Raw genomic sequence first — 25117 nt, 5'->3', positions numbered from 1 at the left:
TGTTTACTTAATTATAAATCTATTGAAAACGTAACTACCAGTTACGTACGCGGCTCACACCTTCGGTAAGGTCATTAAAGCCTGAAATAGTCGGTATTAGCTGGGCAACCACGCGGTTCCAACGAGTAATTGGTGCTGCGGTTACATACACAATGTCGTAAGGCCTTAAGTCAAACTCTGTCCCTATAACCAAAGCCGATGCGTCTTTAATATCGAGTTGGTAAATGTCGGCCAAATGCGGTTGGTCTTCACTAGAGGTGCGAATGACAAACACGCCTGTAGCATCGGCGGTAAGCTGATTGATGCCACCTACATTGCTGAGTGCTTCGGTTAAGCTCATCCCTGCGCGGTCCATTTTTAGCATTTGAGGGTCATTTACTTCGCCCATAACAAACACTTTTTGCGCGTCGTTACGGGGTACATGAACTATGTCACCATGCTCTAATAGGCGGTTTTGAGTGAGATCGCCACGTTGCATTAAGCCATACAAAGACAATGACTCTTCAACACCATCACGTGTAAGCGTGACGTTGCGCCAATCGGCATCGCTGGCGAGCCCCCCTGCTCGATTAACGGCATCGAGCAACGTAAGCGGTATATTACTGATCGCCTGCTGGCCAGGTTTATTGACTTCACCAGTTACATAGGTTTTTTGAGAGCGAAACGCCGCTACATTTACATCCACTTGAGGACGCTCAATAAAGCGAGCCAGTTTTGTTGCAATCTCTGCTCGGACTTGACGCACGGTTTTACCTGCAACTTCTACTGTGCCTATGTAGGGGTAAAATATTGTGCCATCGGCATGCACCCAGTTACCGGCTTCCGAGGCACTGCGGTACGATCCTGCTGGAATAGTCAGCTCGGGGTGGTCCCATATAGTGACGTTAAGAATATCACCAGGGCCAATAAGGTACTCATATTGCTGCACCAACAAATCTAGGTCTGGATTGCCTTTAGAACTGTAAGCATTTGTGCCACTGTATTCAGAAATGGTTGACGCCGTTAGTGGGTATACGTTTACCACTTCCTCTGGAGGGGTTTGCTCATCGTCTGTTTGCTCACCTTTAGCTTGCTCGGTAGGTTCGTTGGCCACCATATTTTTATCATCTGTCGATAGATATGAGCCAGGAACAGTACAGCCTGCAAGTAACACAGACAAAGAGGCGGTGAGTAACCAAGTTTTACCATTTTCCATAGTATAGATGTGTTCTTAATAGTCGTGAAAACGCCAAAAGTAGCGCAGGGTTAACCATAGTATTCATTATGAAAGGGGAGTTGAATGGATACAATCTTAGTAAGTTATTTTTGCACGCTACCGCCCATTGGTGTAACGCATAACCCCATTGCGTAAGATTGAAAACCAGCCAACTTATTTTTTATTATTTTTATGATGCTTGATTTGCTTTACCGATATACCGTATTGCATATGAATTCAGTGGCAAAAAAGCTGCGTGATTATCGACTAAATTCGCAGCAATCTCAACTCTCCACCGTTATTTAAATGTGACAATAATCACACACACCTATTTCATGAATTTACTTAGTAACTAAATAGTTGTTTCTCTTAGTTTTGTGATTGTCTTAGTTTCCATTGGCGCATTGACAAGGTGACTCGCAATTACAGGTCACTTTTGTAATTTCATCCAAGATGATATCTTTTGACCCTACAACGATCTCTGGATTTCAAGATAGGTTTGCTATGTTTTCTAAAATTTTAGTGGTTTGTGTGGGCAATATTTGCCGTTCACCAACCGGGGAGCGCAAACTACAAGCGCTACTGCCCAACAAAACCATCGATTCGGCGGGTATTGCTTCTGCCAAAAGTGGTTTGGTCGGTAAACCTGCCGACGATATGGCCATTCAAGTCTCATCCGAAAATGGCTTAGATTTGCAAGGGCACCAATCTAAACAACTGACTGCGCAAATGTGCGCTGAGTTTGATCTTATTTTGGTTATGGAAAAAGGGCATATTGACGCAGTGTGCAGCATTGCACCCGCAGCGCGCGGTAAAACCATGTTGTTTGGGCAGTGGTTGGGGCAAAAAGAGATCCCTGATCCTTATAAGCAGAGTCGTGAGGCGTTTGATTTTGCTTTTGAGTTGATTGACCGAGCGGCTGAGGCGTGGGCTGGGAAGCTTTGACAAACAGGCGAGGGGCGAGAGGAAGTGTTGGATATGAATTTTTGATGTTATGCCTTACATTGCAGTTGACTTAATATACATTTAGTAGATACTTTAGTCAGATGGCGTCAGTCGATAAGCACTTTAGTTGTATTTTATCGGCTCTTCTCAAACAAAAGTGTAGGTAAAATAATTATGAAAAAAATTGCTTTAGCAATGGCTCTGGTTTTAGGTAGTGTTGGTTCTGTTTCTGCGGCGACTGAAGTTGCAGCGGGAGCTTCTACCGCTACTGGTAGTGCTGGCGCTGGCGCGGCAGGTGCTACAGCAGCAACTGGCGCAGCAGCTGGTGGTGTTGCAGCAACAACAATGGCTGTAGCCGCTGCTGTTGTAGTAACAACTGTAGCAATCGCTGGCGGTAGCGACGGTACTTCAGGTACTACTGGTACTAACTAAGTATTCAGAATTAATAAGTTTTAGAAGGCACCCACTTTGTTACAAAGTCGGGTGCTTTTTTTTTGTCGAGTACGTTATTATCTTGCCACTTACACAACGATGGTTTGTTCACGGATGAAGCAATTTCTTGGATTACTGTTCATTTCTCTGGCGACTCTAGCCACGACAGGCTGCACCCAGCGCTCGCTTAATTCGGTAGACACGCTCAATGCCGCTATATTTGGTAGCGGTGACATTGCACAAACAAAAGACGAAGTCGACGCACTGCCCTACGCAAGTATGTACGTTAAAGTCAATGATCAGGCTCGGGCATTTATGGTATTGGCGTTTGTCGATCAAAACCCAATTAGTGGCGCGCAGCAGTTAAAGTGGTTATCGGCCGATAGCGCCATGATTGTGACCGAAAACGGTCGGGTGGTAAAAACCGTTAACCTCCCCTACGTAAATTTGGAAAGTTGGGTTACCGAGCCTTCTCCCATTGAGTTTTCAGCTAGTTCTGCGGCATGGAGTGGCTCGTACAGTTGGATGCCCAATTATCAGCTATTCCAACCTGCTAGTGGCACTTTGAAACAAAAGGGTATCCAAGATGTCTCATCGCTATTGTGGCAAGAGCCATTAACTCACTGGGTAGAAACCGTGACGTTTTCGGCATTGAATGAAACCGTCAACAACCATTATTACGTCAATGGCCAAGGCCTGGTGCTAAAAACTGTACAGTGGCTAAAACCGGATTCACTTAAAATTGAGCTTGAAATACTCAAACCTTATAACCCTTAATAGCCAGTTCATGGAGTGATATTGTGAATATAATTAAAAAGCTAGCTCATGTGAGTATGGCTTTTTTAGGTGCATTAATGCCTTTATTGCTTAGTGCTTCAGAGGCCCCTGCACCAACGCTGAGTATAACCCTTGCTAGTGAAGGGCAGCAGCTACAGTTTGATAAGCCAAGTCGTTTATCTGCCGTAGTCGCGGCAGTGGCTCCTTACACTACAGCCCCCTCTATCCACAGCTACCCTATGTATAGCCGGCTATTTAGTAGCGCTAAGCAGTCGCAAGCTGAGCAACTAAAACAGCAAGTTCTAACTGAACTGCACAATCGATTAGAAGAGGACGAGTCCTATCAACTGCTAATTAATGAAGTGCACGATTGGACTGTCGGCTATCGAGAATTACTTTCTCTCGATCAAGACGTGTTCCGAATTGATGCATCTCTCGATCCTATGTTAGCAGGCGATTTTGATTTAGAACTTATCGAGCCACCCTCTACCATAGAAATACTGGGGTTAGTGAACACGCCGCAATTACTCACATGGCAGCCACATTGGACGGCGTCCGACTACATCAAACAAAGTGTCAGGCACGACAAGGGCCATCGCAGCTATGTGTGGATTGTTTACCCAGATGGGCACATCACTCGCAGTGGGTATGCTTATTGGAATAATGAAGCGGCCTCTATTGTGCCCGGTAGCGTTCTGTTTGTGGGCTATAACAGTGACAAGCAAGCCACCATTGACTTAGAGCAAAATATCGCAAAGCTCATTGCGAGCCGGCATTTTTATTAAGTCCGATATTTCTCTTAGTTGAACCTTCGTTGGACTTACCGGCTAACCGATGTTTTTTTACAAACTACATTTATCTCAAGGCAGAGATTCTATGCAATTCTCCACTCAGCGACTGATTTTTAGCGCACTACTTACCGCGTCTATTAGTAGCGTCTTTGTTAGCAGCGACAGCACTGCCGCAGACACTTTAATATACCAACCTACCTACACCGACTTTGGCGGGGTGGGATTAATGCAAGTGCCAACAGGTCGTATGGCTGAAGAAGGCGCTTTTGCCATTGGCGGTAGCTGGAATGATGACTATCACCATTACACAGCTAACGTGCAATTATTTAGCTGGTTTGAAGCGACTATTCGCTACACCCGTGTGCCTAATGCGCTGTTTAGTAGCGACCCAGGTTACAGTGGTGACAACTTATATACCGATAAAGGCATCGACGTTAAATTTAGGCTTTGGGAAGAGAGCTATTGGCTACCAGAAACCTCTATTGGCATACGAGACATGGGCGGGACCGGACTGTTCGATGGCGAGTTTATCGCAGCCAGTAAACGGGTCGGCCCGCTAGACTTTACATTGGGTCTAGGTTGGGGGTATTTGGGTCAAAGCGGCACAGTCACCAATCCGTTTTGTAAGGTAAGCGATGAATTCTGCACCCGACCTTCAGACTATAAAGGCTCGGGTGGCGCTATCGACAGCAACCGTTGGTTTAAAGGACCAAGTGCACTATTTGGCGGTGTTGAATACCATACTCCATACCAGCCACTCATTCTAAAGCTTGAGTACGAAGGCAATGACTACTCGGGCGAATATTTTACTCCTAAAGGTATTGAGTATAAGCAAGATTCACCCGTCAACATTGGTGCAGTCTATCGCTTGGATAACCTAGGCGACCTTAAGCTTAGCTACCAACGAGGCAACACCTGGACCTTTGGTGCAAGCTTAAATACCAACTTTAATCGTCAACCTAACATCTGGCGAGATGAACCGGTAAAATCCTATACGCGACCCGCGCATGAAGATGTCCCTGTCCCAACAACCGATTGGGATGCCGTTGGCGTTGAGATGGCCGATAACGCTGGGTTTACACAAAGCAGCATCGCGATTGAAGAACACACACTGTATGTCACGGCAGAGCAAACTAAATATCGCGACCGCGAAGAAGCCATTAGGCGCTTAGCAGTTATTTTAAATTACTACGCTCCAGCAAGCGTGACTCATTTTGAGATCATTGAAACTCTTAACGATCAAAAACTCACCCAAACCTCTATTGATCGAGCTAGTTATCAATATGCCTTGCAACGCGAAGATCTAGACGCCACCGTTGAAGAGAGTTTTGCGGTGAATAATGCCAGCACCCGCGACGCGTACAGTGCGAGCGCCGTGGTCAACGATAATAAAAAATCTTGGGAGGCCGGATTAGAGCCCGTTCTAGCCCAGAGTTTAGGCGGCCCTGAGTCATTTTACCTGTATCACTTTGGTATTAATGCCAAAGGAAAGGTAAGGCTAACAGACAAGGTCGAGCTTGGCGGCGCGATCTACTTTAACCTTATCGATAACTACGACAAGTACAATTACATCGATAACAACCCACACATAAACAATCACAGCACCCCACGAGTCCGCACGCTGTTTCGATCTTACGTGCACGACAACCCGGTAAGGCTAGACCACTTGCAGCTAACGTGGTTTGAGCAGCCTAGCGAGCAAATTTACACGCAAGCCTATGCGGGGTATTTAGAAATGATGTTTGCTGGTGTAGGTGGTGAGGCCATTTATCGTCCGCTGGATTCTAACTGGGCTGTCGGTTTAGATTTAAATGTGGTCAGCCAGCGCGACCCAGATTCTTGGTTTGGTGTCTATACGGAAGATTACTTTTACTACGATAACTACAACCCAGAGCAATGTGACGACTACCCGCACACCTGTAAGGCTTACGTGCTTAATAAGGGCTTTACGGGTCATTTAAGCATGTACTACATGCCAACCTGGAGCCTACTTAATAACACGTTGTTTAAGCTCAGCGCTGGGCAATTCTTAGGTGGCGACATCGGTGGACGTATAGAGTTTGCTAAGCAGTTCCGCTCTGGTGTAACCGTAGGCGCCTACGCAGCTATGACTAATTTGACCCCAGAAGAATACGGTGAAGGAAGTTACAACAAAGGATTTTACGTCTCGATCCCATTTGATATCTTAAGCATTAACCCAACCGTTGATCGCGCGACCATCAAATGGGAGCCGATTACTCGTGACGGCGGGCAAATGCTGATTAAGCAGCACGACCTGTTTGATCGTACCGATAGCCGCTCACCGTGGCACCAACGTAAGAATACGTCTTATTGATTGTTTTAAATTAATTGTTGATCCTTTTTTGTTCGGCGACCACTTGCAAAAGTGGTCGTCTGAAAGGATTTTAACTGGCTATTTTTTAGGCGAAACCATAGCTAATAAGCCGTAAAAGTCATAGCGCTTTGATATTTTCAGAAACTCGTGTTTATTTACACTCAAAGCGTCAGTCAGTGATTGCACCCTTGCATTATTTACCGTATTATTCCGCCACAATTTTAAGCACAACTCAGTTCGACGCTCAAAAAGATCTGCGATTCTGTAAAAAGGATCTGATTAGGTCTTGAGCTACCGCGTGCAAGTTAGTATAATGCGCGACCTTTGATAGCCTTGTGTGGATTATCCACAGTAGTTTTGACTAGCCATCCTTGTGATGATTAAGCTTAACCTCCAAGGTTGATATCGAGCTGAAACGATTTGGAGAAGACATTCATGTCCCGAGTATGCCAAGTAACTGGTAAACGTCCGGTAACGGGTAACAACCGTTCACACGCACGTAACGCTACTAAGCGTCGTTTTCTGCCGAACCTACAAACTCATCGTTTCTGGGTAGAGAGCGAAAAACGTTTTGTTAAACTACGTCTAACTGCTAAAGGCATGCGTATTATTGATAAGAAAGGCATCGATGCTGTTCTTGTTGATATCCGTGCACGTGGCGAAAACGTTTAAGAGGAATTGAGCAATGGCTAAAGGCATTCGCGAAAAGATTAAACTTGTTTCTTCTGCTGGTACAGGTCACTTCTATACTACAGATAAAAACAAGCGTAACATGCCGGGCAAATTTGAGATCAAGAAATTTGATCCAGTTGTTCGCAAGCACGTTATGTACAAAGAAGCTAAAATCAAGTAATTGATTGCAACTTCGATGACATGAAGACCCAGCTTAGGCTGGGTTTTTTATTGCCTGCAGTTTATAGTAATCAGTATTACTACTCTAAAGTGGTTTGCTTGATAAAGGGATATTATGCTGCCTAGGCTCACACGTCGTCAGTGGAACAACGTCATCATTATTGCGTGCATTTTGTTTATTACCGCGCTCAATTTGCCAACGATCATTAAAACGCTATTCATTTCCGACCCTTATAGTGACTTTCCGTATGTCCTTAATCCTACGGCCGCACCTTACAAAATCGAACTGCCCTCAATGTCTGTCGTCTATACCGATGGTACTTGGCGTTCCGAATCCTTCTCTGCGCTAGATTCGACCGAGCTTGCTCAGCGTTGGCGCTCATTAGTGGGCACAGAGATTACAACTGAGCAATACCAACAGCTTTCGCCAAATTTACACTCTCCATCAACGGTGGAAGTGTGGTACGTCGATATTGACGAGCCACAACGTATAACAACCTACGAGCTTGAGCAGTTTTGGTTGCTACAAAGCTGGGAGAACAAATGGTTGGCAGTCTCTGTGGACGGCCAGTATTTAGGCCTGTAACCCATTTCAAAGTGCAATACACGGAACATGAACAATGCCAGAGTTACCAGAAGTCGAAGTCTCCCGCTTAGGGACCGCGCCACACTTAGTAGGGCAAACCATTACAAACCTTACGATCAGGCAGCCGCGCTTGCGATGGCCGGTACCAGAGCAGATAGCCGATGCGATTGGTCACCAAATAAACAGCGTAGAACGCCGGGCAAAATACCTATTAATTCAACTCGATGTGGGAACTATTGTTGTGCACTTGGGCATGTCGGGCTCATTGCGTGTGTTAAAGACTCCAACCTCTCCGGCCAAACATGACCATGTCGATATGGTACTAAGCAATGGTGTCACGCTTCGCTACAACGATCCTCGCCGATTTGGCTGCTGGCTATGGTTTGCTAAAGGAGAAAACATTGAGTTGCTGTCGCACTTGGGTCCAGAGCCTCTCACTGCAAGTTTCTGTTTAGAGTATGTATGGCCTCTGGCACAAAAAAGAAAGATCACCATTAAGCAGTTTATTATGGACAATAAGGTTGTGGTTGGTGTGGGAAACATCTACGCCAATGAAGCACTGTTCAATGCGAAGATCTCCCCTTTAAAATCTACACACTCAGTCAAAAAGACTGACTTAAAGCAGCTTATTGAAGAGATAAAGCATGTGTTAGACAACGCCATCAAGCAAGGCGGCACCACGCTCAACGACTTTGAACAGCCAGACGGCAAGCCTGGCTATTTTGCACAAGTATTGAGTGTGTACGGGAAGGAAGGCGAGCCTTGTCCTATATGTGCGACCAAAATACGCGCCCAATCGATAGCAAAAAGAAACACCTTTTGGTGTGAACGCTGCCAATCCGAATAACACGACCAAAAATAAAGAGTTATCGCGCTGACTCGAATTGCCTATGTTAACATTTACCTTATAATGCTAAGTACCCGTTGCTAGATTCACAAACAGACACTGTATTCGTTGAAGCCAAACAAACAACTTACAGAACAATGCAATTCGCACCACGCCAAGGGACAAAGAATCCAGTCATGAAAGTACTCTACTATCTCAATAACGTATCTCGTCGTCTCGTACCGCGAGTGGTGTATGCCTTTCGATTGCGTCAGCTAAAGAAAAAATACCTTAATAGCGAACAAGATATACGCTCCAGGGTTGACTACTACATGAAAGGCGAAGAGCACTTTGCATGCGACGATTCTTTTCAAAAAATTGCCGATTTTAAACGCCGTGGATTTAGCGCGTATTTCTACGATCTGAAATCATACTTATTCTATTTTGACAAAAAGCTCAGGTTTAAAAAACACTTTGGGGATGAAACTCACATTGAGTCCTTGCCCACTTTTTTTAAAGCAAGGCCCATTGCTGGAGATAATAGAAATTCGGTTCTGCTAAAGCTAGACAAGTACCGCCATTTTAAGTTCGTCGACGACAAGCGCTCATTTGGCAGTAAACATAATAAGGCCGTGTTTAGAGGCACTGTATACCAAAAACATCGCATTGCCTTTATGGAGTCAATGTTTTCTCACCCTATGGTCGACGCGGGCCAATCTAATCCAAGTGATGAGCACCCAGAATGGCAACAACCGTTCATGTCGAAAGAAGAGCAGCTTGAAAATAAATTTATTATTTGCTTAGAAGGCAACGACGTTGCCACAAACCTTAAGTGGGCAATGTCATCCAATTCGCTGGTCATCACCCCACCAATGAAGTTTGAAACGTGGTTTATGGAAGGCACACTGGTGCCAGGTATTCACTATGTTGAGGTGAACCCTGATTTTTCCGATCTAGAAGAGAAAATGAACTATTACAATGAGCACATTGATGAGGCATTAACAATCATCGACAACGCCCACAAGCATGTACAAAAATTTCTGGATGACGATTTAGAAGAACTGATAGGGATCTGCGTTGTCGAAAAGTACTTCGCACTTTCAGATCAACTAGAACAGTGAATACACTAGTCGATCTCCAAGATGCCGAGTCGTTGAGAAGGTAAAGCCGACCTGCCACGCCGTGGCTAAAACTATCGTGTGTAGTGCAATAAAAAACGAGTGAAAGGAAAAAAAGTGTCTCTAAAAGTAAAAGTAAAAACGGGTTTTCGCAATTTCGATAAGTACCGCCGAGCCAAAATGAAGCGTCTTGAGGTGTTGCTTTACGCACTACTCAACAATAAGGCACACAATCAATCAACGTTGGTTTCTCATGACCAAGTACAACGTATTGCTATTGTAAGAAACAACGCTCGTATTGGGAATATGTACTTCTTAATCCCATTTATCACGCAAACAAGAGCGCTATACCCCAATGCCGAGATTACTCTAGTCCTTAAGCAAAGCTGGCAAGGTGAAGTGTTTGACGGGCTCAAGGTCGACCATTTCAGCTATACACAGTTCTCTTTCAAAGGGTTGCTTACTTACTTTAAAGAAATTCGTTCGCTGAAAAAGCAGGTGTTTGATCTGGTTGTTGTGCCTTCTAACTCTGTGGAAGACTCGATGATCTGCGCCATGCTCAATGCTAAAAATAAAGTATCATCACCAAATGAAAATCGTAACCTGTGCTATACGCACACCTTTAGCAAGAGTGATCAACGTAACCATGCGGCGTACACCAACCTCTATTTGCTTACCGAGCTTGGCAATACACTGATTGAGCCGATTTCTCATCATATTGTTTTGAAGCCGCATGAGGTCGAATTTGGCTTGGAGAAAAAACGTGAATTTGCTGCTGAAGGCACCTTGTCCATTGCGTACTTTAGGGGCGCTCGCGGTTCCAAACAGTTGTCCGAATCAACATGGCAAGACATTATCGAGCAGTTTGAGCAAGCGTCCGCCGTCCCTATTCAGTGGGTTGAAGTACTGAGTCCCGATATCACCGCGCCTCTACCATCGGCTATGCATACTATTTTTCAAAAAGATATGCGCTTACTTGCCAGTGCCCTCAAGCAATTGGATGGCTTTATCTGTTGCGACACAGGCCCACTGCATCTCGCCGATGCCGCAGGGGCCAAATGCGTTGGTCTCTATACGGCAACCAGCGCAATCACCTTTGGAGTATTGGGTGACAAAGGGGCTAGTGTTGAACTTGATAGCTTAAATGCGTCGCAAGCGTTAGCTAAAATTTTATAAGCTTTGTTATTATTTAAGGCGCACATAAGCATAGTTGTGTGCGCCTAATAAAAGTGAATATGGCGGTGCTATTTTTTATACGGCAGTTTTTTAAATGGCGCCGGCTGCCAATCGGGCTTAATTTCGTTAAGTGGTTGGTTATTAATGATTTTATCGTAGAATCCAAGATAACGTTCGGCCATAACATGTGCGTTAAAAAGATCTCTTGCGTACTCGTGGCAAACCTTCGATGAAAACTGTTCGGCATTAGACACCGCCGTAACAAGATCTGGTTGCGAGTCAGATAGTAATCCAACCTCATTGCTGACTAACTCGGGCAATGATCCGTACGGCGTGGCAAAGACAGGGCAACCAAAGTAAAGGCTTTCGGTGATGGCTAGGCCAAAAGGTTCATGCCAAGTGACGGGAAAGACCAACCCTTTAGAGCCACTCATAATAGACGATTTTTCCACATCATTGACCATGCCATGAAATCGTACATGGCGATCAAAGGTAAAGCGGACCCCCATTTTAATGTTGAAGCGATGGCCACCTAACACGTCCAGTTGCTGCTTGGCTAATTTGGTAATATCTATCGCACCTTGAACGTTTTTTAGTCGCCATGCGGCTTTACCCAAAAAGTGAAAGCGTTGGCGATTCCCCGCGGCATTCAGGGAAACCTCTGGGTAGTTGTCCCAATTGAGTCCATTGTGTACATAGGCGCTCCCACCATGACGAAGAGCATGGTTTTTTGATACAAAGATGGTATTGCTGCTTGCTTGAGTGTTGCTGTTTCCGTGCATGGTATGGACTATCGGAAATGAAGAACAGTTGCACTGCGAGTGCGCATGAACAATATCGATGTCCTTGGGAACTTGTTGTTCAAACGGTGCTTCTGGGTTGTAGTCGATCACCTTTGCAAACGGGCAAACGGTACCTTTTGCCGCAAGAAGTGTGATCCTGTGCCCCATGGTCGACAATGCGTAAGCAAGATCCCACACCACACGTTGTGTGCCGCCATAATTGACTGCGGGTAAAACGGCATCCATAAACAGTAAAATATTCATCGCTTTATTCTCAACATAATTACTTCAAACTACCTTCAGCTTGTTTGTCGCTTTGTCGCCAAAACACCAAGATCGGGCACGGCACCTTTGTTATTTACTCGCTGCTTTTGCTTCGATGTTGCGTTCGATGTTGAAGGCTAAAGAAGCTCTGTCAAACATATTGATTACATCGCTCGCTACTATGCGATTCATTGCCTGCGGATCTTTCACCCGAGTCCGCCAATTTGGCGCCTTCGACCGCCCCTCCGCGACGAGTGCTTGCTGATAGGCCGACACGACGTAATCACGAAAGTAATATGGACCTGTTCTTTCTGGATTATGGTGAGCATAAAGCCCGATAACTGGCGTTCCAACTGCATTGGCCATGTGAGTTGGACCGGTGTCTGGTGCAATGACCAGATCCGCACCTTTTAGAAGCGCTAGCATCTGTTTTAACGTCGATTTGCCGACAATATTGTTAATAGCTACCGAGGTTTTAGACACAATTTCTGTCGCTAAGATTTGCTCAACCGGAGAAGGGCTGCCCGCTAATGTGATTTTCCATCCTTTACTGGAAGCGTGCTCAATAATCTGCGCATACCCCTGGCTGTGCCAGTTTTTGTAAGCTTTACTCGCCCCTGGAACAATCACTAAATTTGGTTGCTGCTGTAGCAGTTGTTTGTCTGCCCACTGCTTATCGGCCACGTCGATATTGAGATCCCAGCAAGGCTTTTCCAACTGCACCCCTAATTCCTGAGCAAAAGCCAATAAACCATCTAACACATGTGGTTTATCTATAGGTGAGGGGACTTTATGGTTTGTAAACAACGTCTGGAAATCTTGGCTTCGGTGCCGATCAAAACCTAATTTGAATCGAGCTTTAATGCCTAGTGTCGCTATACTGGCACGTAACGCATATTGGCAGTGTAATAATGCATCAAATCGTTCGTTTGCCAACTCAGCCCAGAGTGACCTATAGGCACTTGAGCCCTGTTTTTTATCAAACACAACCACTCGAATGCCCTCTAACCCTTGCAATAACTCTTGCTCGAGTTTTCCGGTTACCCAGGTAATGCGAGTGCTTGGCCATTGCCGTTGGATCATTTGAGCCATCGCAATGGTATTGCACACGTCCCCAACGGCTGACAAGCGCAATATACATATAGCGTTAGGAGCGGTTTTAAAAAGGGGCATATAGCGGTATCCAATTGAAGCAATACGAAATTATGCAGTGAATCGCAGCCAAAGTAAATTGGCTCGCACTTGCAGCGCGGTGGTGAACAGCCATCAACTACTATAAAATGCCAACAACGTAGCCCTTTTTGTTAATGGTTTCGTGTACCGGGTTGTTCGTCTATTAATGGGGTCTCATGCTGCTGCGTTTATTTTATAGTCTGGTTTTGTTTTTGGTTTCTCCGCTGTTGTTGGCGACCCTGTATAAACCCAAAAAGGGAAAACCAACATTTGGCTCTCGCTGGAAAGAACATTTTGGCTTTGTGGACCCAACGGGACACGATAACCCCATATGGTTCCATGCAGTCTCTGTTGGTGAGGTCATCGCGGCAACACCCATCATCAAATCAATGCACGCGAGCTACCCAGAACAAACCATAATCATCACCACCACCACAGCAACAGGTGCTCAACAAGCCGAAAAACTACCGGGTAAGATATTACACCGCTATATGCCTATTGACTTTGCTTGGTGTGTGCGTCGATTTATCAAGACAATTCAGCCTAAAGCACTGTTTATCATGGAAACAGAACTGTGGCCAAATACCTTGCATCAGGCTCAACGCGCTAACATCCCCATTACCCTAATCAATGCTCGTCTATCAGAGCGATCGTGCCGTCGTTATCTTAAGGTACCGCCGCTGTGCCATTTACTGATGCATCCACTTGACCAGATTTTATGTCAGTACACGCAGGACGCAGAACGGTTTATTCGTTTAGGTGTGAGCAAGCACAAGGTGACAGTCACAGGGTCGGTTAAGTTTGACATCCACATCGATGAGTCTATTCCAATAAAAGCTAAACAGTTAAGAGCTGAACTGGGCGCAAATAGGCCCACCTGGATTGCCGCCAGTACACACAGCGGAGAAGACGAGCTGCTTTATCAAGCCCATAAGCAAATACTGCTCACACACCCTGAGGCGTTACTCATTATTGTGCCTCGGCACCCAGAACGCTTTGACGAAGTGTATGAACTGGGCCGCTCTATGGCGTTGTCTGTTGGGCGACGCACTGTACTCGCAGATAATAAACAACACCAAGTGTACTTAGGAGACACTATGGGTGAGTTGCTGCTGCTTCTAGCCAGTGCGGATGTATGCTTTATGGGTGGGAGTCTTATTGGCGACAAGGTCGGCGGACACAACTTATTAGAGCCCGCAGCTTTATCACTGCCGATTATTTCTGGCCCTAGCTACTTTAATTTTGCGCAGATCGCCGACAAGTTACTCGCAAACGATGCGCTGTTCATTGCACAAGAGCCCCAGGCTATCTCGCATCAAGTGTTAGAGTTTTTAAACAATAAAAGTCGTGCCGATCATGCTGGTAGACAAGCCAAAACCATTGTAGAGGACAATCGTGGTGCTGTGAGCAAGACGCTCTCTGCCGTGTCGCAGTATTTCGACCAGCAAGGAGCTACAGGTTAGGGTTGAGCCATCGTTTGATGGTAGCTATCCAACAAGGTTTGCCAATCATTTTCACTCCAGTGGCAAGTTCGCAGGCTTTGCTCTTTTAGTAGAGAACGCTTAAGCCTAGAGAGGTTATTGGTCTTCCATCGAGTCTGCCCTAGGAAACCTACGCCTCGGGCCGATTCGTCAATACACTTATCAAAATCGATGAGCCAGGCTTGTTGCTGGCTATCGAGCATAATATTGCGAAGGTTCAGATCGGTATGATTGACGCCAATGTTATGCATTTTCGCAATTTCAATGCCTATTGTTTGCCACACATCCGTTGGAAGTGTCGACTGGCTTAACGTTTCTGCCAAGTCGCGGGCGTGATGAATGCGTTGCGTGACAATGTCTGCGGTGTAAGAAAATGGAGTGACAAAGGTAACACTCGCGCAAACCGGCTTAGGTACATGGACGCCACGTTCACTCAGTTTTTCAAGCAATTTGAGCTCGGCGTAGCTGCGCAGTTTTGAAGTACCCAAAAAGAAAAAACGCTCTTTAATGAATCGACCAATAACCCCACCGCGTCGATATCGCCGCACTGCGACTTCAAGCGTCGCGGTAAGCTGCAAAAACCATGTCGTGCCTCGCCCACTCGCTTTTCCCGTGATTAAATGATCTGCCCCAGATTTTTCAATATCTAAACACAGCAATGCCTGTTTTTGAGTTATAAGGTCATTGTCGAACCAGATATCGTGTTTTGGGTGTTCTTGAACGCGTATTTTTATCATTGGATGACCACAAAATTGAGCGAACATGCCATTCATGCGTTCAGCACACGAAATAGGCTGTCCGTCTGGGACTATTATAGCCTCGCAATGTTAGCGGTGTTAGACTATAAACCTCAAGTGATTAGTCTGTTAATTGCGGGGATTATTTCTCTGAATAAGACAAAGAGTACCATATAACATGAAAATACTGGTTGTGGGCCCTTCCTGGATTGGGGATATGGTCATGTCTCAATCTTTATACACGACCCTAAAGAGTCAACACCCTAACGCTAGCATTGACGTTCTCGCGCCCGACTGGTGCTTACCGCTACTCGAACGCATGCCAGAGGTTGACGGTGCTATTGCAATGCCTGTTGGCCATGGCTCTATTGGCTTAGCAACACGTTTCAAGTTAGCTAAAAAGCTCAAACGAAACGGTTATGATATTGCTTATGTGTTACCCCACTCAATTAAATCGGCCATCATTCCTTGGCTTGCCAATATCCCAAAGCGAGTTGGCTGGCAAAAACGAGAGCCAAGATTTGTTTTACTTAATGACCAGAGAAAAAAACCTAACCAGTATTCGTATATGGTTGAACGATATTGCGCCTTAGCTCACTCTCAAGGCACGTTAAACGCTAACAGCAATATCGTTCAATTAAACAGACTGCCAACACCCAAGTTTACCGTCGATAAAAGCGCGCAAGAAGCGGCAACAAAAAGGCTTAGTTTATCCGTTGAGTCGGAAGTGATAGGTCTATGCCCTGGTGCCGAATTTGGTCCAGCCAAAAAATGGCCAGAAGCTCATTACGCCAGTGTTGCGCAGTCACTAGCTGAACAGGGAAAGCAGGTTTGGTTGTTTGGTTCGCAAAAAGATCTTGCCACTTGTGAAAGCATTCTCAATCTTGTAGACGACAGTGCTAAGCCCAACATCAAAGTACTCGCAGGGCAAACATCATTGATTGACGCAGTCGATCTCCTAGCGGCTTGTAAAACGGTTGTTGCCAACGATTCTGGACTGATGCATATAGCTGCAGCGGTCGGTTGTAACATAGTAGCCATTTACGGCTCCACCTCTCCAGATTATACTCCTCCCTTGACTGAGCAGTGTGCGATAGTCCATACCGATATTGAATGCAGACCCTGCTTTAAAAGAACCTGCCCTTTCGGTCATTTGAAATGCCTTACCGACATTTCGAGTCGAACAGTTTTAGACAAAATTAGCGCCTTTTGAGCGCGTTAACGAGCCCTGTGAACTTAGAGAACCTTATTGAAAATGAACAATAAAAACAGACTGTTGAGTGTATTTTCCTATTTACCATTAATATGGATAGTTACAGGCATGTTCTGGTATTCGAGAGGTGACAAGTTTCTCGTAGGCATCATGGCTATTTCATTTTTAGTAATAACAGTAATTAATGGCCCTAAATCCATAATTAATAAAATTAAATCCAGTAGCTGGTTAAAACTAATATTGTTGTACTTAGCTTTTGCTGTAGTTTCTGGAGAAATTCACGGTTTCAATAGCCGAGAAACGCGGGCGCTGATAATTTCGGCACTGTTTTTAATGAGTGTTAATCTATCAACACTTAACTTTAAGTATATAGCGTTACTCATGTTAGTGGCGTCGATAAACGGTCTAATCTACGTCACTAACTTTCAAATTATAGACCCTGTACCCAGAAATCTTTGGCCAGTCAACCCATTACCTTTTGCCGCGAGCATTGCTGTACTAGCCTCTATATCTCTTAGTTTATTAATCGTGAATAAAAAGCCACGAACTCGAATATTCTTCGGCATAAACTTACTAATACTCACTATTACTTTATTAGCTACCGATATCAGAAGTGCTATTATTGCTTTTGTGGTATTTGTAGGACTCACTGTTTTGTGGCTAGTTGTAAAAAGCAAAAACAGAGGAAAAGTAATGGCTATTGGCATGGTCATTTTGTCACTATCTGCAGTACTGAGCTACCCTATAACAAAAAATAGAATCATCGTTACAATTGGAGAAGTACAGGCAATTTCTGCAGGCAACTTAGATACGTCTATTGGGCAAAGGCTACAAGTCTATAATGTTGCCTTAGGTATGATTCCAGAGGCGCCGATATTTGGTCATGGTAATAAACTTGCTCCTCGATGGGACGCAATGCTAGAGTCAGGTGAAATAACTCCGCTAGTCCATCAAGTCGTCAGTTGGGATTTCCACAACGATTACTTTGAGAAGTGGGTCAAATATGGCCTGGTTGGTCTAATTTTTATGCTGATTCTACTGCTATATCCCGTTTATCGAGCTATCAAAAGTCGTCATGATGACTCGCTCATTATTGTTGGTCCACCGGTGGTTTTTGCAGTAGCGGCCATGGCCTATACGCCCTTTTCTGATGCTCGAAGTCTAACTGTATACATAATCGCAACTTCACTGTGCATGGCATACTCACAAAAAGAACAGAGCCGTCGAAAAATTCGGAGTTGAACATGACTTTACCTGCTGTCACGCTAGTTATCACTACATATAATTGGAAAGAAGCATTACTGGCTGTGTTACATAGCGTTACACAGCAAAATACTATGCCCTCTGAGGTCATTGTCGCAGACGATGGTTCGGGGGCTGACACACGAGAAATGCTGCTAAATCTGAGTAAGGATTTTCCCGTTCCTCTGATCCACAGTTGGCAAGACGACTGTGGTTTTCGAGCAGCACGATCTCGAAATAAAGCGATTGCTAGCGCTGCAGGCGACTATATTATCATCATAGATGGCGATATGATTCTTCCCCCAACCTTTATTGAAGATCACGCCAGTAATGCTACTCCGAACCAGTTTATTCAAGGTGGACGAGTATTACTTAGTAACACCCTTTCTCAAGAAGTAATTGAAGACAATAGAACGATTTCTTTTTGGACTTCAGGTCTAAAAAATAGAAAAAACATTATTAACAGCCGCCTACTTTCAAGAGTTTTTTCACGCATATCTAATACGGATAAGTCTACAAGAAGTTGCAATATGTCCTTTTGGAAAAGCGACATCATTGCTGTTAATGGCTTCAATAACGACTTTGTTGGTTGGGGTCGTGAGGACAGTGAATTTGTAGTAAGGCTGTTAAATTCGGGCCTGAACCGATTGTACTTAAAGTTCTCTGGTGCTGGCTACCATCTTTATCACAACGAAAACAGCAGAGATGCATTGCCTGAAAATGACCAAATATTGAATGATACTATTGGTAAGAAGCTCTCTTATTGTAAGAATGGCATTAGCGAGTTTCTGAATTAGCGGGGATAAAATAGATCGTTGAGCTCGACATATAAGTCTTTACCACTTTGCTGACTGTGTAACAGTTGCAATACCCACATGTACTGCTCGGGTCTTGCAGTAGCATTGCGTTCAATAAACCCATTCATGGCGCGAGCATCACCTTCTTCAGTGTCTGTTGGGAAGGGAGAAAATGCGGGTTCAATTTTGATTTCATATCGACCAAGCTGTGCATTGTACATAGAGTAGACAGGGACAATTTTTGCTCTTGAGACTTTAGATAGTTTGCCCAAGCCTGGTAATGTGGCTTTGGTGGTCGCAAAAAAGTCCACAAAAATACTGTGCTCTGGTCCATGGTCTTGATCGGGAAGGTAGTAGCCTAGGTATCCTTCTTTTATCGACTTAATGAATGGCTTAATGCCGCCACTTCTTTCATAGACTCGACCACCATACTGAACCCGTTGCCGATGCATTAGCCAGTCTGCCACTTCATTTTTCTGCTTTTTAGCCATCGCGGAAACAGGCATCCCCTTGGAAGCGAGCAAAATAGCTGGGATATCAATGGCAAATGTATGAGGAACCAGCAAAATAACATTGTCGCCATTGTCCGTTGCTTGAGTTATGTTCTCTAAACCACTAACAGTTGTATTTTTTGCTAACCACTGCTTATTTTTTAATGTCAGCGCAGGAAAAGAAAGTAAAAAGGAAACGGCGGTTATGAAGGTTTGTCGAATGATCTCTTCACGTTCTTCATAAGATTTTTCTGGAAAACAGAGATGCAGATTTACACGTGCTCGATGTGCAGGGCCCCTCTCTTTTTTATGGAAATGATTGGCAATAATTGTCGCTAACTTCAAATGCCACTTTCGTGGCAGCAAGGCCACTGGGATTCCCACAATCAAGGCGAGCCAAACACCCCAGTATTTAGGTGCGAAAAATCGCCACTGAAAAGTAGGGTTATAGGCTTTAGGGTCGAAATCATTTCGCTGGGTCATTACGCATCATCTTCAACGGTAGGATAGACACTGCGTTTAATCTAAAGCAGTGTCTATATACACTAGGGGAAACAAGGTTAGCCGGGATTATTTATTCTTGAACGATAGGTATTCTGCTACACCTTCAGATACCGTTTTAAAAGAATGAGCACATCCAGCCGCTCGTAAATTGGTCAAATCCGCTTGAGTATATTCTTGGTAAGCGCCTTTAAGGTGTTCAGGAAACGGTATTGTTTCGACCTCTCCTTTACCATGATGAACCACTACAGCTTTAGCGACTTCCTCAAATGACTCTGCGTTACCTGTTCCAAGGTTAAAGATGCCTGATTTGCCTGCGTTTAAAAACCATAGATTAACAGCTGCTACGTCACCGACATACACAAAGTCACGTCTAAAGTGGCCACTGCCTTCAAACAATTTCGGGTTTTCTCCAGCCAACATTTGGTTGTTGAGATGAAACGCCACTGATGCCATCGACCCTTTATGGTCTTCACCTGGGCCATATACGTTAAAGTAACGAAAACCTGTAATCTGACTTACGGTTTCGCCGTGCTCTTGCGCATCTTGCCATATCCGACGAACATAGTTATCAAACTGCTGTTTAGAGTATCCATAAACGTTGAGTGCACCTTCGTACTGTTTTTCTTCTTTGAAGACATCGGTGTCGCCGTAGGTCGCAGCTGATGAGGCATACAAGAAGGGGATATCTCGCTCAAGGCAGTAATGCAAAAGCTCTTTCGAGTACTCGTAATTGTTCAGCATCATATATTTGCCATCCCACTCTGTGGTGGCTGAACATGCGCCTTCATGGAACACTGCATCTACGGGACCAAAGTCGTCACCGGCCATGATCTGTGCAAGAAAATCATCTCGATCCATGTAGTCAGCGATATCGAGATCAACCAAATTTTTAAACTTTTTACCGTTTTTAAGGTTGTCCACAACCAGAATATCGCGAATGCCTTGCTCGTTGAGTGCTTTGACAATATTGCTGCCAATCATTCCAGCACCACCGGTAACTATGATCATGTTAGTTCTCTCTAGCGAATATTTTGCTCGCAGTATAGCAATTTAAATTGATGAAAAGTAGCGATCTGGGGTCAGCAAACGAACCTATTCACTAATTACGCATCGCTTGGCAAATACTTGCTTTGGGTTTCTTTTCCCCACTTTTCATCTAAAGAAATCAAATTGTTTTTGTCTTTAAATGGCGGGTACTTTATTTTGGCCGTTAGGCGGATGTAGTGATGATTGAATGTATCTAGCGCAATGTGAACGGGTTTAATATCGCCATGCGTCAGGTGCCGTTCTTTTGTTCTTAGGAATAAGTCAAAGTCTGCTGCCTGGATCCTATCATCCCACCGTCCAATTTTTTCCAATGCTGAATCTTTAATGACAACGGTGTTACCAACAAAGCCTTCTAAAATTTGACGATCAAATTCAGTTTTTCGAGCTTGGGTGTATTGGTCCCAGTTGCCATACATCAATTTGTGCATCAATCTCAAATTGATATCGTTGAAACCAAACAGACTTAGCGGATTTTTAATCGCTTTCCACTTGCGTTTAATCTTTTTAGTTGCCTCTTTCGTTTCTATTCTTTCGATTCCACAACTCGTCGCAACTTCAAGTTCGTTAGCTTCCATGCTCTCTATTAAATTTTTGTCCCAATCTTTACTCACGATGATGTCATTGTTGAGAAAGCACAAATACTCTCCGCTCGCGGCATCAATACCTTGGTTTTGACAAAATGGGTATGAGTAGTTGCCATCATTTTCAATAACAATCACATCACAAGACTTAAAAAACTCCCTTGAACCGTCATTGGAATTATTATCAATGATGATTAATTCGAAGTCATAAAAGGTGTTTTTAACCAAATTCTCATAGAAAATCTTATTCATTGGTAACTGATTGTATATCGCTGTTATGACGCTTACTTTCTTAGTTTTCATGGAGTTGCTCGCTAGTTCTTGTCATGACGTTGTACCACTAAATTATATCCCATTTTGACGCTAGATTTTACATTGAAGTCGTTGGTTAACGACTTCGGGTACAAATTGCGCCACTTCCCCACCATGGATCGCGACCTCGCGCACTAATGTCGATGACAAAAACGCGTACTCTTCAGCTGGGGTTAGAAAGATGCTTTCTAGCTCTGGCATCAGTCGTCTATACATGGTTGTTAACCCAAATTCATATTCAAAATCCATGGTGGTTCTTAGCCCACGAATTAACAAATTGGCTTGTTGCTGCTTGGCAAAATCGACTAGCAAGCCACTAAAGCCATGGACACTGACATTGTCTAGCTCAGCGCAGACTTGGCTGATCAGCTCAACTCGCTCCTCGAGGCTAAACAACGTATTTTTACTTGGGCTGGCGGCTACGCCAATGACAATATGGTCAAACATCTCTGCAGCGCGCTTGATCAAGTCTAAGTGGCCAAGCGTGATTGGATCAAAAGTGCCTGGGTAGATGGCTTTTTTCATAGTGAGTCCTGAGGATAAACCTATGCACATATGCATTACATAGTGGCTATCATTGCCAGAATTGAAAGCTTGGCAACTGCTTTATTTAGCTTAGCGTAATTTGATGCGTAAATTGAGACTGTTCTCACTGAATAGCTGGCGGGTCAGCGCTACTCAATCACTTGTTGGACGTTGGCCAGCGCCTGTAACTGCGATTTTAAGCCCCTTTTTGCCTTTGTCTCACCATGGATTAGATGAACTTGCTGAATCGACGACTTAATGCTCCTAACAAAACTAACTAAATCAGCTTGATCGGCATGCGCGGAGTACCCGGACATTGTGTATATTGACGCTTTAACTGGAACTGACTGATCATCAATTTGTACATTGTTAGGTGCTTCGACGAGTTCGCTACCTAATGTCCCTTTCGCTTGATAGCCACAAAACAGCACTTCTGTACTTGCCAGTGGAAGGAGCGCTTTTAAATAATTGACCACTCGTCCACCGGTACACATTCCGGAGGCAGCAACCACGATGGCTGATTGCTCGGTGCTGGCAAGCTGATTTACGATTGCTAAATGCTGCTCATGACTGTCTATGGTAATGCACTGCTCAAAGGCCAGTGGATGTCGACCAGATTTCACTCTATGTTTGGCTTCGTTGCCCCATAGGCGTTTAAACAATCGATAAGAATCCGTCACTTTCATCGCCATAGGAGAGTCTACAATGATTGGCAGAGAGCTCGATAGCTCATGGCTATGGATCAGCTGTTCAATATCGTACAGCAGCTCTTGTGTACGCCCGACACTGAACGCTGGAATGATTACTGTGCCTTGGTTCTTGATGGCGTCATGCAGTATGTTGGCTAATCGCGCTTTTCGGTCAACGATGCTCTGATGCTTACGATTACCGTAGGTCGATTCCAAAAATAGGAAATCAGCCCTATTTGGTGATTGAGGATCAGGTAGCAACGGTGTTTGATTGGGCCCTAAATCACCAGAAAACACAATGCGGGTATTGTCATTGTCGTTTATCTCAACGTATGCCGAGCCCAGTATATGACCTGCTGGTTGAAAACGAACCGTTACGCCTTTACCGCATTCGATGGGTACCCACCGCTTATAATCACAAGGTTGCATTTGCATGGTTAATGTCGCGAGTATCTTCTCGCGAGCTTTGGCTGCCAGCCCTTCAATATCCAGCGCATCATCAAGCATGAGCGGCAGCAAGTGCTGACTCGCATGAGTTAAGTAAATAGGCCCCCGATAGCCTGCAGCAAGTAACCAAGGGATGCGCCCAACATGATCAATGTGCGCGTGTGTGACGATGAGTGCATTAATCTTGGTCACATCGAAATCAATATCCAGTGCACCTGTTTCATGGCCCTGAAATCGTCCGCAATCCACTAACAGCGAACCGCCGGGCAAGTTGAGTTGATGGCAAGAGCCCGTCACCCCATGCTTTGCACCATGGTGTATCACATTGATTTCTGGGGTCAGTTGGTGAGACGACTTCAACGTGCTCTTTTCTCTTTATAACGAAATGTACGATTAGCCACTACCTTTGCTTCTTCTGAAATATTGTACTTTTCGGGGTCGAGCACCATGTCAATTTCTTCATTTGCGATCCCATCAATTTGCATAAGCAGGGTACAAAGCTCACGAGTTTCCCCCTCATCAAACTGCCCTTCTTTGTGCGCGTTTAACACTGCCGTCATCATTTGTGCGACCTGCTGTTTAATCTCATGCCGAGAAATAATCCTGTCTTGATCAGACGCCGTCCCCATATCGAGCACTCGGGCTTTGGTCACCGTTTCTTTAAGTGTCCTCGACATCGATATGTACTTTTTGGCAACACCCGGAATATTAATGCCTTGGCTAAAGAGAACGACTTTGTTGTGGAAATTGGCGGACTGCTTGTCAATGCAAAAGAAGCGACTGATCATGAACTCTCCTTGTAAGTGTGCTTTTGCTAGATGGGTGTTAATAACGCTAGCAGGCGCACGGGCAAGGATCGGTATAGGGAAAGGAAATTGTGAATGATGTGGTGTTTTGTACAACTCAATACGAGTCAAGTTTCATAGGTTGGTGATTATGATCGCGAAATGCTGGGGGGTGATTAGGGGCGAGGAGGCGAGGACGCTGCGCTGCGGGGAGCGAGGGGCGAGGGGCGAGAATAAAGATCAGGAGGTTGCGCTGTGAGGTTCGCGGTGCTGATACATTTTTTATGTCACAGTTGGTACGCCGACACTATGAGTGTGGACGTACCAAGGGGTTAGCGACTTGGAACGCTTACTGGTAGTAAGAGTGCTCGCCGGCTTCGTGTTCTGTCGCATCACGAACAGCGGTAAGTTCACCGGAGAACTCTTCCATAAGCTGCTTTTCAATGCCATCTTTAAGGGTTACGTCGACCATAGAACAGCCGTTACACCCACCGCCAAATTGAACCAGTGCCACACCTTCATCGGTAATTTCGATAAGGCTTAGGTGACCACCGTGACCGGCAAGTTGTGGGTTAACCTGAGTTTGAATGACGTACTCGACACGCTGAAGAAGCGGAGCATCATCGGCTACTTTACGCATTTTGGCGTTAGGGGCTTTCAAAGTAAGCTGAGAACCCATTTTGTCTGTTACGTAGTCAATCTCGGCCTCTTCCAAAAATGGAAGGCTCACTTCGTCAACAAATGCTGCAAGTTGCTCGTACTTAAATTCAGTATCCGTAGACTCTACCGCTTCCGGTGGGCAATAGGAAACACCACACTCCGCATTTTGAGTACCAGGGTTCACGACGAACACACGGATGTTTGTGCCTTCAGGCTGCTGCTCTAAAAGCTTCGAAAAGTGCGCCTGTGCGGCGTCTGAAATAGTAATAGGATGAGACACGATGAATACCTGAGTAATTTTGTCGGTTTTTGCTATTTTACTGCACTCGCTCAAGCTTGCCACTCTTTTTTTAG

26 protein-coding genes are annotated in these 25117 nt (G+C 44.8%); 15 read left to right on the top strand and 11 right to left on the bottom strand.

Features of this window, described 5'->3' with window-relative positions; all coding sequences use genetic code 11:
* Positions 1 to 34: 34 nt before the first annotated feature.
* Positions 35 to 1195: a polysaccharide export protein gene (locus tag JQC93_RS14855; protein ID WP_205159199.1), complete on the bottom strand. Its 1161-nt coding sequence runs from the start codon at positions 1193 to 1195 to the stop codon at positions 35 to 37.
* Between the two features lie 504 nt (positions 1196 to 1699).
* Here JQC93_RS14855 and JQC93_RS14850 point away from each other — a divergent pair.
* The 11 genes from JQC93_RS14850 to JQC93_RS14800 all read left to right on the top strand — a co-directional run bounded on the left by JQC93_RS14850 (position 1700) and on the right by JQC93_RS14800 (position 11033).
* Positions 1700 to 2140, top strand: a complete 441-nt coding sequence (locus tag JQC93_RS14850) for an arsenate reductase/protein-tyrosine-phosphatase family protein (RefSeq protein WP_205159198.1) — start codon at positions 1700 to 1702, stop codon at positions 2138 to 2140.
* 174 nt (positions 2141 to 2314) lie between these two features.
* Positions 2315 to 2572 carry a hypothetical protein gene (locus JQC93_RS14845; protein WP_205159197.1) on the top strand — a complete coding sequence of 86 codons (258 nt, stop codon included), beginning with the start codon at positions 2315 to 2317 and terminating at the stop codon, positions 2570 to 2572.
* Positions 2573 to 2686: 114 nt separating this feature from the next.
* Complete coding sequence (locus tag JQC93_RS14840; RefSeq protein WP_205159196.1) at positions 2687 to 3349, top strand: YjbF family lipoprotein; 663 nt, start codon at positions 2687 to 2689, stop codon at positions 3347 to 3349.
* A 23-nt stretch (positions 3350 to 3372) separates the two neighbouring features.
* Positions 3373 to 4134: a capsule biosynthesis GfcC family protein gene (locus tag JQC93_RS14835; RefSeq protein ID WP_205159195.1), complete on the top strand. Its 762-nt coding sequence runs from the start codon at positions 3373 to 3375 to the stop codon at positions 4132 to 4134.
* Between the two features lie 91 nt (positions 4135 to 4225).
* On the top strand, positions 4226 to 6475 hold the full coding sequence (locus tag JQC93_RS14830; RefSeq protein ID WP_205159194.1) for a YjbH domain-containing protein: 2250 nt from the start codon (positions 4226 to 4228) through the stop codon (positions 6473 to 6475).
* Between the two features lie 435 nt (positions 6476 to 6910).
* Positions 6911 to 7147, top strand: a complete 237-nt coding sequence (rpmB, locus tag JQC93_RS14825; RefSeq protein ID WP_004728407.1) for a 50S ribosomal protein L28 — start codon at positions 6911 to 6913, stop codon at positions 7145 to 7147.
* A gap of 13 nt (positions 7148 to 7160) precedes the next feature.
* Positions 7161 to 7328 carry a 50S ribosomal protein L33 gene (gene rpmG / locus JQC93_RS14820; protein ID WP_084884015.1) on the top strand — a complete coding sequence of 56 codons (168 nt, stop codon included), beginning with the start codon at positions 7161 to 7163 and terminating at the stop codon, positions 7326 to 7328.
* Positions 7329 to 7442: 114 nt separating this feature from the next.
* Positions 7443 to 7913, top strand: a complete 471-nt coding sequence (locus JQC93_RS14815; protein ID WP_205159193.1) for a hypothetical protein — start codon at positions 7443 to 7445, stop codon at positions 7911 to 7913.
* A gap of 34 nt (positions 7914 to 7947) precedes the next feature.
* A complete protein-coding gene (gene mutM / locus JQC93_RS14810) occupies positions 7948 to 8760 on the top strand; it encodes a bifunctional DNA-formamidopyrimidine glycosylase/DNA-(apurinic or apyrimidinic site) lyase (RefSeq protein WP_205159192.1) in 813 nt (270 codons plus the stop codon).
* A gap of 176 nt (positions 8761 to 8936) precedes the next feature.
* On the top strand, positions 8937 to 9860 hold the full coding sequence (locus tag JQC93_RS14805) for a glycosyl transferase family 90 (RefSeq protein WP_205159191.1): 924 nt from the start codon (positions 8937 to 8939) through the stop codon (positions 9858 to 9860).
* Positions 9861 to 9974: 114 nt separating this feature from the next.
* Entirely contained in the window at positions 9975 to 11033 is a 1059-nt protein-coding gene (locus JQC93_RS14800; protein ID WP_328836404.1) for a glycosyltransferase family 9 protein, read from the top strand.
* Between the two features lie 68 nt (positions 11034 to 11101).
* Here JQC93_RS14800 and JQC93_RS14795 read toward each other — a convergent pair whose 3' ends face one another.
* Positions 11102 to 12079: a glycosyltransferase gene (locus tag JQC93_RS14795; protein WP_205159190.1), complete on the bottom strand. Its 978-nt coding sequence runs from the start codon at positions 12077 to 12079 to the stop codon at positions 11102 to 11104.
* Positions 12080 to 12169: 90 nt separating this feature from the next.
* Positions 12170 to 13252 (bottom strand): glycosyltransferase family 9 protein, encoded by a 1083-nt coding sequence (locus tag JQC93_RS14790; RefSeq protein WP_205159189.1) that lies wholly within the window; start codon positions 13250 to 13252, stop codon positions 12170 to 12172.
* 176 nt (positions 13253 to 13428) lie between these two features.
* On the opposite strand from JQC93_RS14790, the gene waaA reads away from it, so the two are divergent.
* Positions 13429 to 14715: a lipid IV(A) 3-deoxy-D-manno-octulosonic acid transferase gene (waaA, locus tag JQC93_RS14785; RefSeq protein WP_205159188.1), complete on the top strand. Its 1287-nt coding sequence runs from the start codon at positions 13429 to 13431 to the stop codon at positions 14713 to 14715.
* Here waaA and JQC93_RS14780 read toward each other — a convergent pair.
* Positions 14712 to 15470, bottom strand: a complete 759-nt coding sequence (locus JQC93_RS14780; protein WP_205159187.1) for a 3-deoxy-D-manno-octulosonic acid kinase — start codon at positions 15468 to 15470, stop codon at positions 14712 to 14714. The genes waaA and JQC93_RS14780 overlap by 4 nt on opposite strands.
* A gap of 178 nt (positions 15471 to 15648) precedes the next feature.
* Between JQC93_RS14780 and waaF the strand changes: the two genes are divergently transcribed.
* The 3 genes from waaF to JQC93_RS14765 are packed head-to-tail and all read left to right on the top strand — an operon-like array spanning position 15649 to position 18722.
* On the top strand, positions 15649 to 16683 hold the full coding sequence (waaF, locus tag JQC93_RS14775; protein WP_205159186.1) for a lipopolysaccharide heptosyltransferase II: 1035 nt from the start codon (positions 15649 to 15651) through the stop codon (positions 16681 to 16683).
* 42 nt (positions 16684 to 16725) lie between these two features.
* Entirely contained in the window at positions 16726 to 17925 is a 1200-nt protein-coding gene (locus tag JQC93_RS14770; RefSeq protein ID WP_205159185.1) for an O-antigen ligase family protein, read from the top strand.
* A 2-nt stretch (positions 17926 to 17927) separates the two neighbouring features.
* Positions 17928 to 18722 (top strand): glycosyltransferase family 2 protein, encoded by a 795-nt coding sequence (locus tag JQC93_RS14765; protein WP_205159184.1) that lies wholly within the window; start codon positions 17928 to 17930, stop codon positions 18720 to 18722.
* Here the strand turns inward: JQC93_RS14765 and lpxM are convergent.
* The 7 genes from lpxM to nfuA all read right to left on the bottom strand — a co-directional run bounded on the left by lpxM (position 18719) and on the right by nfuA (position 25043).
* Positions 18719 to 19696 (bottom strand): lauroyl-Kdo(2)-lipid IV(A) myristoyltransferase, encoded by a 978-nt coding sequence (gene lpxM, locus JQC93_RS14760; RefSeq protein ID WP_205159183.1) that lies wholly within the window; start codon positions 19694 to 19696, stop codon positions 18719 to 18721. The two genes, JQC93_RS14765 and lpxM, sit on opposite strands and share 4 nt — an antisense overlap.
* Positions 19697 to 19783: 87 nt before the next feature.
* A complete protein-coding gene (gene rfaD, locus JQC93_RS14755; RefSeq protein WP_205159182.1) occupies positions 19784 to 20725 on the bottom strand; it encodes an ADP-glyceromanno-heptose 6-epimerase in 942 nt (313 codons plus the stop codon).
* Positions 20726 to 20820: 95 nt separating this feature from the next.
* A complete protein-coding gene (locus JQC93_RS14750; protein WP_205159181.1) occupies positions 20821 to 21648 on the bottom strand; it encodes a glycosyltransferase family 2 protein in 828 nt (275 codons plus the stop codon).
* A gap of 60 nt (positions 21649 to 21708) precedes the next feature.
* Entirely contained in the window at positions 21709 to 22182 is a 474-nt protein-coding gene (gene coaD, locus JQC93_RS14745) for a pantetheine-phosphate adenylyltransferase (RefSeq protein WP_205159180.1), read from the bottom strand.
* A 149-nt stretch (positions 22183 to 22331) separates the two neighbouring features.
* Positions 22332 to 23678: an MBL fold metallo-hydrolase RNA specificity domain-containing protein gene (locus tag JQC93_RS14740; RefSeq protein WP_236009579.1), complete on the bottom strand. Its 1347-nt coding sequence runs from the start codon at positions 23676 to 23678 to the stop codon at positions 22332 to 22334.
* Positions 23675 to 24106 carry a hypothetical protein gene (locus JQC93_RS14735; RefSeq protein WP_205159179.1) on the bottom strand — a complete coding sequence of 144 codons (432 nt, stop codon included), beginning with the start codon at positions 24104 to 24106 and terminating at the stop codon, positions 23675 to 23677. Before JQC93_RS14735 ends, JQC93_RS14740 begins: the two co-directional genes overlap by 4 nt.
* Positions 24107 to 24452: 346 nt before the next feature.
* On the bottom strand, positions 24453 to 25043 hold the full coding sequence (nfuA, locus tag JQC93_RS14730; RefSeq protein WP_205159178.1) for a Fe-S biogenesis protein NfuA: 591 nt from the start codon (positions 25041 to 25043) through the stop codon (positions 24453 to 24455).
* Positions 25044 to 25117: the final 74 nt, after the last annotated feature.

Origin of the sequence: Vibrio ulleungensis, from assembly GCF_016900875.1 — a bacterium.
In the GTDB taxonomy this organism is placed as follows: Bacteria; Pseudomonadota; Gammaproteobacteria; order Enterobacterales; family Vibrionaceae; genus Vibrio; species Vibrio ulleungensis.
This window is presented reverse-complemented; position numbering and strand designations above follow the sequence as displayed.